Source organism: Mesorhizobium sp. (assembly GCF_004963255.1).
Classification (GTDB): Bacteria; Pseudomonadota; Alphaproteobacteria; order Rhizobiales; family Rhizobiaceae; genus Mesorhizobium.
Genome location: NZ_SUGA01000002.1, coordinates 190,162 through 202,556 on the forward strand (window position 1 = coordinate 190,162; position 12,395 = coordinate 202,556).

The window sequence follows — 12,395 nt, forward strand, 5'->3', positions numbered from 1 at the left end:
GTGTTTTGCACCGGAAAAGGAACACCCGCCCGGTTTGCCCGGGCGGGTGTTATGAATTCCGGGCTGCCGCCTACTTCGCGGCTGGCGGAATGGTCAGTGTCGCGCCCAGCGGCAGGCGGCGCGGCTTGAAGTCCTTGTTGGCCTCGGAGATGAGCTTCCACTTGGTGGCGTCGCCATAGGTTTTCTTGGCCAGGTCCCAATAGGTATCGCCGGCGGCGACGGTATGGTTGGTCTCAGCCGGCTTCGCTTCGGCGGGCTTGGCCGGCTCGGCGGCGGGAGCAGGCGTTGCTGGCGCAGCCTCGGCAGGCTTTGCCGGTTCCGCGGCCGGCGCCGTCTCAGCCGGCTTCGCGGTCTCGGCGGGAGCCGCCGGAGCGGTTTCAGCCGGAACGGCCGGTGGTGTGCCGGCGATGTCGCTGGAACCGGAAGGCATAGCCGGCATGGCAGGCTCAGCGTTCGCTGGAGCGGTCTCGGCAGGCTTTGCCGGTTCCGCGGCCTTGGCTGGCTCGGCCGCCGCCGTCGTTGCCGCAATCTCGGTGATGCGGCCGTCAAGCTTGGGCGTGTAGGGCCGATGCGCGCCGAGATAGTCGGCCACGACCTGCTCCAGGCCGGGGCCGTAGTCATAGGCGTCCTTGGCCTTCTCGGCGAAGACCTTGTAGCCGTCGCCGCCCTGGCGGACATAGTTGTTGGTGGCGACCAGATATTGCTTGTCGGGATTGATCGGCGCCCAGGCGCCGTTCTCCATCACTTCGACCGATTTGACGCGGCCGGCATTGGGCGCCACCGACTTGTCGAAGGAATATTTCAGCCCGGCAACCTGTGGGAAGCGGCCGGCGCCGTCCTCGACCTGGCTAAGGCCGCTTTCGAGGCCCGCGACCAGGTCCTTGCCTGAGATCTTGAAGGTGGCCAGCGTGTTCTGGAACGGCAGCACGGTCAGCACCTCGCCCATCGTCACCGTGCCCTGGTCGATCGAGGCGCGCAGGCCGCCGCCGTTCGAGATGACGATCTCGACGCCCTGACCCTTGGTGCGGTCGAGAATGGCGTCGGAGACGAGATTGCCCATCTCGCATTCGCGCGCGCGGCAATTCTCGCGGCTGCCATCGATCGCCTTGGTGGTCTCGGCCACCTCCTTGTTCTTCAGCGCCTCGATCGGCGCGGCGAGCTCCTTGATGCGGGCAAGGACAGCAGGATCGGGCGTGATCGACTTGTCGAGATAGATCGGCGCGCCGCTGGCTTCCTTGACGTTGCCATTGTCGTCGAACACGACTTTGAACTCGCCGAGATATTTCGAATAGGACGCCGCCTGCACGACCGGCACCTTGGAGCCGTCGGGATTGTCGACCATGGTCGGGTAGGGGCCTTCGGCCTTCGGGTCGGTGTTGGACAGGAGCGTGTGGCTGTGGCCGCCGACCACCACGTCGATGCCCGGGATCTTGGCGATCACGTCGCGTTCGCGCCGGTAGCCGATATGGGTGACCGCGATGATCTTGTTGATGCCTTGCGCCTTGAGCTTCTCGACCTCGGCCGTGATCGATTTGACGTCGTCGGCGATGGCGATGTTCGGACCGGGCGAGGCGAGTTCCGGCGTGTCGTTGGTGACGGCGCCGATGATGCCGATCTTCTGGCCGCCGACCTCGACGACGATCGACGGCTTGAGCTTGCCGGCGGCGCCGGACTTGTCGTTGGGCAGCACGTTGGCGCTGACGATCGGGAACTTCGCCTTGTCGAGGTAAGGTACAAGCGCTGTCTCGCCGTCGTCGAATTCGTGGTTGCCGAGCGTCACCGCGTCGGGCTTGATCTGGTTGAGGAACTCCTCCTCCACCGCACCCTTGTAGGTGGTGTAGAAGAGCGAGCCCTGAAAACTGTCGCCGGCATTGAGCAAGAGCAGGTTCTGCCCTTCGAGCTTCTTGCGCTCCTGCGCGATCGCGGTGATCAGCCGGCCAGCGCCGCCGATGCATTCGCCCTTGGTCTCCTCGTCTGCGGAACAGGTCGACTCGTATTTGTTGTTGCCTTCGATACGACTGTGCCAGTCGTTGAAATGCAGAATGTTCAGCGTGTAGTCGGCAAAGGACACGCCGGCCGACAGGCCAAGCGTCGAAGCGGAAAGGGCTAGGATGGCGGCAATCTTCTTCATCTTCGTCTCCCGGTAAATTGGCTTCGACCGTGCTTAACGCCTTCGCTTGACTGGAAAATAACAGTCAGCCTTGGGTCATGTTCACATCGGGTCCCGGCCGATGCAAGCACAAATCGGGGAGATATTTGCCGGCACAAAAAAGGACGGCGGCTCGCGGCCGCCGTCCTTTTTGGATTGATGTCTGCGAGCCTCAGGCCCGGCGCGTCAGCACGAAATTCTGGCCGCTGGCGCTGGTGCAGTTGAGCTGGCTGATCGAGACCATCAGGCAGTTGAAGCTGACCGGCGTCTGGCGGATCAGCGAGGTGCCGTGGATCTCGACCGAGGTCGGTCCAGTCAAGGTGTAGCTGCCTTCCGACAGCTTCTGGCCAGTGTCGGTGGCGACCGTGGTGAAGTTGCCGGCCGCGAAGGTCGACAGGCCGGTGCCCTTGGCGTCGATCCAATTGCCCTCGACCCCCTTGGGAGCGGCGGCGGCCGGTGGTCCCGATGGGCCGGTGGTGGTGCAGGCGGCCGCAGCCAGCAGGCTTGCCGCGGCGCCTGCCGAAAGCAGTTTGCGCGCAATGGTCATTCTTGAAAATCCTCTCCTCAGTCCGCTCCCTTCAATCGCCCGATTTCCGGGCGATTGCAAGGCGCTGCCGCTGGTCGATCCCGGCGCTATCGGACCAGAATGTTGCGGAACTGCCACGGGTCGTCCCTGTCCAGGTCCTCCGGGAAGAGGCCCGGGCGATTGTCCAGAGGAGTCCAGTCGGTATAGTAGCCCCTGACCGGCCCGAGATAAGGCGACTGCACTTCGAGGCAGCGCCGGTAGTCCATCTCGTCGGCTTCCACGATGCCGGCTGCCGGGTTCTCCAGCGCCCAGACCATGCCAGCGAGCACCGCCGAGGTGACCTGCAAGCCGGTGGCGTTCTGGTAGGGGGCGAGCTTGCGCGCCTCGGCCAGCGAGAGCTGCGAGCCGTACCAATAGGCGTTCTTGTCGTGGCCGTAGAGCAGCACGCCGAGCTCGTCGACGCCGTCGACCAGCTCGTTCTCGTCAAGCACGTGGTGGACCGGCTGCGGCTTGCCGGCGGCGCCGAACATCTCGTCCAGCGACAGCAAGGCGTCGTTGCAGGGATGGTAGGCGTAATGGCAGGTCGGGCGGTATTGGACCTTGCCCTTCTTCGAACGCACAGTGAAGAAGTCGGCGATCGAGATCGACTCGTTATGGGTCACCAGCAGGCCATATTGCGCGCCCGGCGTCGGGCACCAGCTGCGCACACGCGTGTTGGCGCCGGGCTGCTCCAGATAGATCGCCGCCTTGGAGCCGTGCTTGTGCTTCTTGCCGTTCTTCGGCATCCAGTTTTCATGCGTGCCCCAGCCGAGCTCGGCCGGCTGCAGGCCTTCCGAGATGAAGCCTTCGACCGACCAGGTGTTCCAGAATACATTCATCGGCTTTGGCTTCTTGGTGCGCTGGGTGTCGCGCTCGGCGATGTGGATGCCCTTGACGCCGGCCTTCTTCATCAGCCTGGCCCAGCCCTCGCGGTCTTCTTGCGCGGGCTCCGAAAACTCGAGCCCGAGATCGGTGGCGAGGTTGACCAGCGCCTTCTTGACGAACCACGAGACCATGCCGGGGTTGGCGCCGCAGGTGGAGACCGCCGTCGGGCCGCCGGGCTTGTCCTGCTTTTCCTTGATCATCGCCTCGCGCAGCGCGTAGTTGGAGCGGCTGGCATTGTCGGCGTCGGCGTCGAAATAGAAGCCCAGCCACGGCTCGACGACGGTGTCGATGTAGAGCACGCCGAGCTTGCGGCACAATTTCATCAGGTCCACCGAACCGGTGTCGACCGACAGGTTGACGCAAAAGCCCTGGCCGCCGCCATTGGTCAGTAGCGGCGTGAGCAGCTTCTTGTAATTCTTCTCGGTCACCGCGTCCTGCATGAAGGCGATGCCGCGCTCGTCGAGCAGCTTGCGGTCGGTGTCGAGAGGGTCGATGACCGTCATGCGAGATTTGTCGAACTTGAAATGGCGTTCGATCAGCGGCAGCGTTCCCCGCCCGATCGAGCCGAAGCCGATCATCACGACGGGACCGGTGATTTCACCGTAAACGGGCCAGTTTTCATTCGCCATTTTTTCGCACACTCCTTCAAACACGCGCAAAACCGGGCGCCTTTGGCCCAACGGCCAAGCGCTACACCACAGATCATTGTCATAAACCAGCGAAAAGCGCCAACCGCCGGCTAGGCCGTTCTGGGCATGTGGTTAAGCCGATCCGGCCATGCGGCCGAGGACTGCAACCAGCCGGTCGCGGTCGGCGGTCAGGCCCTTGTAGTCGAGCTGTTGCTGGTCGAGGGCCAGGAGCTGCTCCGCGAAGGAGGCCGCCAGCATTGCCCGGTCCGGATGGCCGGTCAACACTTTGAGCGGGTCGAGATGGATGCGGATGGTGAAGAGGATGTCGCGCGACACTGGAAGCTTGCGCAGCGTCTGGCGTTCGACGCGGATGAAGGCGTGGGCGTTGACGTCGCCGTCGGGGAAGCGGCTCGGGCGGTTGGTGGCGCGGTCGATGCGCTCGACATTGGAGAGCGGATGATAGAGCCTGTCATCGGCCTGGATCGACCAGTTGAAGCGCTCGACCGCCTGGCCCTGCAGTCCGTCGAACATGCGGTTGATGAGCTCGGCCGGCCGCGTGCCTGGTCCGAAGCCGGGCACCGGTTCGTGGATTTCCTGCAGCGGCTTGCCGAATTTCTCCCGCAGCGACCAGGACGAGGGAAAGCACAGCGAGCCGGCGGCGAGCCGCCAGCCGCGCTCGTCGCGTCGCATCAGGATCAGGTCTTCCTGGACAAGCAGCGAGGCCTTTGCGAGCGGCGCGTCGGCGAGCCCCGAAGGCAGGGCAGGGTGGTCCGCTGCACCCACGACCTCGATGCCCGCATCTGTGCGGCGATGGGTGCGCGCAAATCGCTCCGGCAGATACGCGCCGAGCAATTCGAGCACTTCCTGCTGGGCGTCGCGCGTGTTGTCCTCCTCGACGAAAACCCGGTCGGGGATTTCAGCATAGAGCCGGCGCTTTTCGGCGAGATAGGGTAGAAGATAACCGTCGACCTCGATCCAGTCTGCTGGGTCGAGCGGCTTCAGCCCGATGGTGAACAGCTTCGACGAGCCATCATAGGGAGTGTGCGTGGGCAAGGCCTCGACCAAGCTCATGCCTCCTTAAAAGCGTCGAGCCCGGCGGTGGTCATCCTGGCCAGGAATTCGGTGATATCGTAGTCCGCGGCCCCGGCCTTGGCGAAAGGGTCTGCTGCCAGCCTGGCGTCAAGGATTTCGCGCGGGCATTGCGCGATGATGATGCCGCCGGTCCTCGGTTTCCTTGGCCCGGAGGCAATGAAGACGCCCTCCGCATAACAGGCCTTCAGCCATTCGACATGCGCTGCTTGCAGCTTGTCGATCTCGGGCAGAGGCACCTTGTAATTCAGCGACACGACGAACATGGCATTCTCCTAGTCACCCCAGCTTCGCCGGGATCAGCCCGCGCAGCGAGTTGCCGACGAAGATCGCCTTCGCCGCCTTCAGATCGTCGAAGCTGTAGATCGCTTCCATGGCGCGGCCTTCGTCCAGAAGCTCGCCGCGCAATATTCCAGGCAAGAGGCCGCAGTCGAGGCGGGGCGTGGCGAGCGGGCCGTCGCCGAAATCGGCGAAGAGATTGGTGATCGTGCCCTCACAGATCTCGCCGCGCTCGTTGGCTAAAAGCACTTCGTCGGCGCGCGTGGCGAGATATTCCGCGCGGGCATGCGTGTAGACCTGACGCAGGCTGGTCTTGTGGCGCAGCATCGTGTTGGTGGAATCAAGACGGATCCGCGCCAACTGCAGCCGCCAGACCTTGTCCACGGGCAGCGGTTCATAGGCTTGAGCGGCAGCCGTCGCTTCGCCATTGTGCTGCAAGGCAAGGCGCACGCGCAAGGCAATCCCGTGTCCGTTGATGGTGTTCGACAGCACTTCGCCGATCCGTTCGGGATCGCAGGCGAAGCCGAGCTCGGCGGCGGACGCATAAAGCCTGGCGAGATGGCGCTCGAAGCGCAGGAAGCCTGAACCCGGCTCCCAGCGCATGGTCTCGATCAGCTCGAAGCCGGCACCGTTCCCGTCGCGAAGCGCGCTTTCAACAGACACTCCCGATACTCCTCCTCGGCGGTGGAATCGAAGACGACGCCGCCGCCGACATTGTAGACGGCCTCGCCGTCGGCAAAGAGCGAGATGGTGCGGATCGCCACCGAAAAACGCATCCTGCCGCCCGGCGCAATCCAGCCGATGGCGCCGCAATAGACGTCGCGAGGCGCGTCTTCCAGCTCGTGCAGGATTTCCATGGCGCGGATTTTCGGCGCGCCGGTGATCGAGCCACAGGGAAACAGCGCGGCGAAGACCTGGCGGATGCCGATATCGGGCAGCAGCTTCGCCCGCACGCGGCTTACCATCTGATGCACGGTCGGATAGGACTCGATGCGGAACAGTTCCGGCACATCCAGCGTGCCGACCTCGCTGATCAGCGAGATGTCGTTGCGCAAAAGGTCGACGATCATTCGGTTCTCGGCCTGGTTCTTCTCGTCGTTGCGCAGGAAGGCCTTCAGCCGCGCGTCCTCGGCCTTGGTCGCGCCGCGCGGAGCCGTACCCTTCATCGGGTGCGTTTCGATCATGCCGTGGGCGTCGATCTCGAAAAACAGTTCGGGCGAGCGCGACAGAACGACCGGATCGCCAAGCGAGATCAGCGCGCCATATTTGACCGGCTGGCGCTCGGTCAGCGCGTCGAAGGCGGCAAGCGGATCGCCGGACCATTGCGCATGGACCGGGAAGGTAAGGTTGCCCTGGTAGCAGTCACCCTTGCGGATGTGATTGTGAAGGCGCGCGAAACGGCCGGCATAGTCCTCGGCGGACCATGTTGCCCTCGCATCGAAGATCGGGCCGTTGCTGGCAGGCCCGGCGCTTTGCGGCACCGTCTGGTCGACAGGCGCATCGAAGATCCCGAGGCAGACCAAGGGCGCGCGGCGGCCCTCGGGCAGCAGCGGCACCAGCTTCGGCTCGAGCAGGTACCCGGCTTCGTAGGAGAAATAGCCCGCCAGCCATTTGCCGGCGTCGGAAGCAGCCTGGGCTCGCTCGAGCGCCGGCGCGAACTCCTCCGCTGTGCGCGCGAGAATGATCTCGTGCGGCCGGTCGAACACCAACTGACGCGCGCTCTCGTCATTGCGGAATATGGCTGCGGGCAGGGGCATGAGCCTCGGAAGCGGACAATTCAGTCGACCGCTCTATATGGGGGGCCGCCGACGCGCAATCGAGGGAACGGCGTCGGGCGGCGCAAAGGCGTCCGGTCGGTGAGGAAGTTGTTCGCTAGCTGATTTTGCAGGGATTGGCGGAAACGCCCGAACCTCCGTCATCCTCGGGCGGAGCGGGAGCGAAGCGCACGCGTAGACCCGAGGATCCATTCCGTGGCCTCGCGCGAAGAATAAAGGCGGTGCAGAACGAAGACCTTTCTGCACCGCCGCAACGCTTGTAAGTCACGGAATGGATCCTATGGTCTGCGCTCCGCTTCGCTCCTCGCTACGCCATAGGATGGCGAAAAAATGGGCGCCTGTGGCCGACCGTTGGCGATACTGGCGGGCTGCTCAGGTGTTGCTTGCGGTACCCGCTGTCGGGAACTGGCGCCCGAACTCAGCCTCGTCGCCGGCGGCCAGCAGTTTCGCCTGCTCGATCCATTTCTCGCGCGCGATGCGGCCGTCGAAATTGAGCACCTCCTCGATGCGTTTGACGTCGGCGTCGGTCCAGGCGGCAATCTGGGCGTAGGTGGTGACGCCCTGGCCCTTGAGCAGCCTTTCGTTGACCGGACCGATGCCGATAAGGCGACGCAGATTGTCGGCTTTGGTTGCCGCGGCTTTCGGCGCGGCAGCTTTCTTGGCGGGAGCCGCCGCCTTCTTCGGCGCGGCTGCCTTGGCCGCGGGCTTCGCTGCCGCAGTTTTCGTGGCCGCCGGCTTCTTCGCGGCGGCGGGCTTCGCCGCTGCCGATGTCGCGCTCGCCGGTGTCGATATCAGCGCCGCCGGCGCCGGCGTGGCGGCCTTGTCGGCGCCGGCCTTGGCGGCAGGCGCGTTACGCAGCCGGCTTTCGAGATCGGCGCGGGCACGGCCGCAGGCATCGAGCTCGCCCTTCAGCCGGTCGTTGTCGGCGCGCAGCCTGTCGCGCTCGCTTCGGGTGCGGTCGAGATCGCCACGCAGACTGTCGAGCTCGCCGCGCAGGCGGCCCCAGATGAACCAGCCAACCAGGATACCCACAACGAACGCCAGGAGCATGTAGAAGAAAGTGCTCATTTCCCTCTCCAGTCGATCCGTCGGCCGCGGCTGGGAGGGCGCGCTTGCCGCCAAGGATCGTCAAAGGTTCCGTGTTCGGTGGAACCGCCGGCTTCAATTCGAGCCATCGGCGTTTCGGTCTTGTCCGGACCGACGGCCATCATCGCATTCGCCGTAGCGGAGCGGCAGGCATCTCTGGCCTGCGCGATGCGTCCGGCTGAGCTTGAGGCCGGACGCTATCATATGGCTTGTCGAAAGCCAGTTGAAAATGCGCCGGAGAGTTATTCAAGAACAGCTATTTAGGGCAAGAATAGAGTCCGGCTAATATGTGTCTTTGCTAAACTATAGCTGCCGATGCACGCTTCGTTGCTGTTCACTCGTCCAGCGCTTCCAACTCGTCGATCAGCGAACCGATCACGCCAAGGCCGATCTGCCAGAACGCGGGATCGGTGGCGTCGAGGCCGAAGGGCGCCAGGAGTTCGGAGTGATGCTTGGTGCCGCCGGCGCGCAGCATCTCGAAATACTTCTCCTGAAATCCCCGCTCGGCATTCTGGTAGACGGCGTAGAGCGAGTTCACCAGGCAGTCGCCGAAGGCATAGGCATAGACATAGAAGGGCGAATGGATGAAGTGCGGGATATAGGTCCAGAAGACCTCGTAGCCGTCGCGCAGCTTGATCGCCGGTCCCAGGCTTTCGGCCTGCACCTCGAGCCAGAATTCGCCCAACCTGTCCGAGGTCAGCTCGCCGTTCTTGCGCTCGGTATGCACCTTGCGTTCGAACTCATAGAAGGCGATCTGGCGCACGACCGTGTTGATCATGTCCTCGACCTTCTGAGCGAGCATGGCCTTGCGCTCGCGTCTGTCGCTGGTCTGTTCGAGCAGCGAGCGGAAGGTCAGCATCTCGCCGAAGACGGAGGCGGTCTCGGCCAGCGTCAGCGGCGTCGAGGCCATCAGCGCGCCCTGGCCGGCGGCCAGCACCTGGTGCACGCCATGGCCGAGCTCATGCGCCAGCGTCATCACGTCGCGCGGCTTGCCCATGTAGTTGAGCAGCACATAAGGATGCGCCGACGGCACCGTCGGGTGAGCGAAGGCGCCGGGTGACTTGCCCGGCCGCACCGGCGCGTCGATCCATCTGCGATCGAAAAAGCCGCGCGCGATTTCGGCCATGTCGGGCGAGAAGCGCTGGTAGGCGGAGAGCACCGTGTCCCTGGCGTCGTCCCAGCGTATCACCGCCTTCGGCGTCTCCGGCAGCGGCGCGTTACGATCCCAGTGGTTCATCACCTCCATGCCAAGCCAGCGCGCCTTCATCGCATAGTAGCGGTGCGACAGCCGCGGGTACGCCTCGCGCACGGCCGCGGCCAGCGCGTCGACCACGTCGCGCTCGACGCGATTGGCGAGGTGGCGCGAGTCGGCAATATCCTGGAAGCCGCGCCAGCGGTCGGAGATTTCCTTGTCCTTCGCCAGCGTGTTGGTGATGAGGGTGAAGGTGCGCAGGTTCTTGCGGAACGTGGCGGCCAGCGCCTCGGAAGCGCGGCGGCGCACCTCGCCATTCGAATCCTGGAGCCGGTTCAGCGCCGGCTCAAGCGTCAGCTCCTCGCCGTCGACGTCGAAGCGCAGGTCAGTCATCGTCTCGTCGAACAGGCGGTTCCAGGCGCCGCGCCCGGTGACCGACTTTTCGTGGAACAATTGCTCGACGCGATCCTCGAGCTGGTAGGGTTTGTCCTTCCTGAGGTCGAGCACCCAGGGCCGGTAATGGCCGAAGGCCTTGTCGGCGGCCAGAGCGCCCTCGATCGCCGCATCGTCGATCAGGTTGAGCTCGAGCGCGAAGAACAGAAGATGGGCGCTCGCGTCCGTCATCTTTTCCTGGACATCGCCATAGAGCTTGGCGCGCTGCGGATCGGCGGTGTTGCCGGCATAGACGAGGCCGGCATAGGAGACGATGCGGCCGATCAGTTCCTCGAGCGCCTCATAGGCTTGCAGCGCCTCGCCCAGCCGGCCGGCGCCGCCGCGCCCGGCTTCCGCGGCGAGCGTGCCTTTCCAGCGGGTCTCGAAGGCGATGGCGTCGCTGGCTGCCTTGGCGATGTCGCGTTTCAATTCGGGCGCTTCCATGCCGGAATAGAGATCGGCGAGATTCCACTCCGGCAGATCGCCAAGCTCCTCCGCGCCGTGTCCGGACGCTGGCGCCGCAAGCCGATGACCAAATTCCATGCGCATCAGCAATACCTTCTTTGAATCGGTGCCAAATCAGAGGGAAGGAGCAAGCCGGTCAAATCCTAAGGAATTCGTTCACCGGGTTTTTTGAAACCTTATTTAGAACCCTGTGCCAAGATGATCCATGGGGATTATCTCGGGCGGAAAACTCAAACAGTCATGACAGGTTCCATACTCATAGTCGATGACGATCCGGTCCAGCGCAGGCTGGTCGAGGCCGCGCTGACCAAGTTCGGGCACACCGCGATCGTCACCGATAGCGGCGAGGCTGGCCTCGACGTGCTCGACGGGCCGAACGCGCGCGAGGTCTCCGTCGTCATTCTCGACCTTGTCATGCCCGGCCTAGGCGGCATCGGCGTGCTGAAGGCGATGCGCGAGCGCGGCATCAATATTCCCGTCATCGTGCAGACGGCCCAGGGGGGCATCGAGACGGTCGTTTCGGCGATGCGGCACGGCGCCTTCGACTTCGTCGTCAAGCCGGCATCGCCCGACAGGCTGCAGACCGCGATCTCCAACGCGCTCAAGGTGGAGGCCGTCGAGGATGAGATGAAGCGCGCGTCGCGGCGGCGTGGCGGCGGCCATCTCACCTTCAAGGACATGATCACGCGCAGCCCGGCAATGGACCGGGTGATACGCCTCGGGCAGAAGGCGGCGGCCTCCAACATCCCGATCCTGATCGAAGGCGAGTCCGGCGTCGGCAAGGAACTGGTCGCGCGCGCCATCCAGGGCAGCGGCGATCGCCGTTCGAAGCCCTTCGTCACCGTCAATTGCGGCGCCATCCCGGACAATCTCGTCGAATCGATCCTGTTCGGCCACGAGAAGGGGTCCTTCACGGGCGCCACCGAGAAGCATACGGGCAAATTCGTCGAGGCGAATTCCGGCACGCTGTTCCTCGACGAGATCGGCGATCTGCCGCTCGACGTCCAGGTCAAGCTGCTGCGCGCCGTGCAGGAAGGCGAGGTCGATCCGGTCGGCGGCCGCTCGACCGTCAAGGTCGACATCCGCCTGATCTCGGCCACGCATCGCAACCTTCTGCAGCAGGTCAAGGACGGCAAGTTCCGCGAGGACCTGTTCTACCGGCTGAACGTCTATCCGATCTTCGTGCCGCCGCTGCGCGACCGCCGCGACGACATTCCCTATCTCGTCCGGCACTTCATGGAAAAGGTCGCGCCGGCCGATCCGCGCCGGCGCCTTGCCGGTATATCGGCGTCAGCGCTTGCGATGCTGCAGGCCTATGACTGGCCGGGCAATATCCGCCAACTGGAAAATGCGGTCTTTCGGGCGTCGGTGCTTGCCGAGGGCGACGTGCTGACCGAGGAGGAGTTCCCGCAGATCCGGGCCCAGGTGGAAGGCACGGTCAATCTCGGAGCGGAAACGACATCTACTGTTGCCGAAACGGTCGAGGGTGCGTCCAAGCCGGCGGATGAGGCGATTGCCGAGACAATGGGGTCCGCCTTTGCCGACAGCGAGTCACCAGCGCGGCCGCAGCCGCGGTTCGGAACGCTTCGGGCTCTGGACGAGCGCGGCAATGTGCGGGCGCTGGCCGATGTCGAGCTCGAGATGATCAAGCTGGCGATCGATCATTACAATGGCCAGATGAGTGAAGTCGCGCGCCGTTTGGGCATTGGCCGTTCGACCCTCTACCGCAAGTTGAAGGAATATGGCATTGATCCCGAAGCTGGTCGCGTCGACCGGCTTGCCTCCTGACAGGCCAGGCTCGAAGCAGCTTGCGCGCCTAAAATCCGAGTCAAATTGTCGCTTTTGACGT

At 64.2% G+C, this 12,395-nt stretch carries 10 protein-coding genes; 1 reads left to right on the forward strand and 9 read right to left on the reverse strand.

Going from position 1 to position 12,395, the window contains the following annotated elements; translation table 11 throughout:
- Positions 1-70: 70 nt before the first annotated feature.
- From E5X34_RS03775 to E5X34_RS03815, 9 genes are all read right to left on the reverse strand, one after another.
- Complete coding sequence (locus tag E5X34_RS03775) at positions 71-2,131, reverse strand: bifunctional UDP-sugar hydrolase/5'-nucleotidase (protein WP_292561224.1); 2,061 nt, start codon at positions 2,129-2,131, stop codon at positions 71-73.
- Between the two features lie 190 nt (positions 2,132-2,321).
- Positions 2,322-2,696 (reverse strand): hypothetical protein, encoded by a 375-nt coding sequence (locus tag E5X34_RS03780; protein WP_292561227.1) that lies wholly within the window; start codon positions 2,694-2,696, stop codon positions 2,322-2,324.
- 86 nt (positions 2,697-2,782) lie between these two features.
- Positions 2,783-4,228 (reverse strand): homospermidine synthase, encoded by a 1,446-nt coding sequence (locus E5X34_RS03785; RefSeq protein WP_292561230.1) that lies wholly within the window; start codon positions 4,226-4,228, stop codon positions 2,783-2,785.
- Positions 4,229-4,360: 132 nt separating this feature from the next.
- On the reverse strand, positions 4,361-5,299 hold the full coding sequence (locus E5X34_RS03790) for a DUF3445 domain-containing protein (RefSeq protein WP_292561233.1): 939 nt from the start codon (positions 5,297-5,299) through the stop codon (positions 4,361-4,363).
- Positions 5,296-5,583: a YciI family protein gene (locus tag E5X34_RS03795; protein ID WP_292561236.1), complete on the reverse strand. Its 288-nt coding sequence runs from the start codon at positions 5,581-5,583 to the stop codon at positions 5,296-5,298. Before E5X34_RS03795 ends, E5X34_RS03790 begins: the two co-directional genes overlap by 4 nt.
- A 13-nt stretch (positions 5,584-5,596) precedes the next feature.
- Complete coding sequence (locus E5X34_RS03800) at positions 5,597-6,259, reverse strand: aminotransferase class IV family protein (RefSeq protein ID WP_292561239.1); 663 nt, start codon at positions 6,257-6,259, stop codon at positions 5,597-5,599.
- Entirely contained in the window at positions 6,208-7,353 is a 1,146-nt protein-coding gene (locus tag E5X34_RS03805; protein WP_292561242.1) for an aminodeoxychorismate synthase component I, read from the reverse strand. The genes E5X34_RS03800 and E5X34_RS03805 overlap by 52 nt, the downstream gene beginning before the upstream one ends.
- A gap of 390 nt (positions 7,354-7,743) precedes the next feature.
- Positions 7,744-8,439 (reverse strand): proton-conducting membrane transporter, encoded by a 696-nt coding sequence (locus E5X34_RS03810; protein WP_292561245.1) that lies wholly within the window; start codon positions 8,437-8,439, stop codon positions 7,744-7,746.
- Positions 8,440-8,791: 352 nt separating this feature from the next.
- The gene (locus tag E5X34_RS03815) at positions 8,792-10,630 is read right to left on the reverse strand and encodes a M3 family oligoendopeptidase (RefSeq protein ID WP_292561247.1); all 1,839 of its coding nucleotides are present in this window, start codon (positions 10,628-10,630) and stop codon (positions 8,792-8,794) included.
- Positions 10,631-10,786: 156 nt separating this feature from the next.
- On the opposite strand from E5X34_RS03815, the gene E5X34_RS03820 reads away from it, so the two are divergent.
- On the forward strand, positions 10,787-12,334 hold the full coding sequence (locus E5X34_RS03820; RefSeq protein WP_292561250.1) for a sigma-54 dependent transcriptional regulator: 1,548 nt from the start codon (positions 10,787-10,789) through the stop codon (positions 12,332-12,334).
- Positions 12,335-12,395 lie beyond the last annotated feature (61 nt).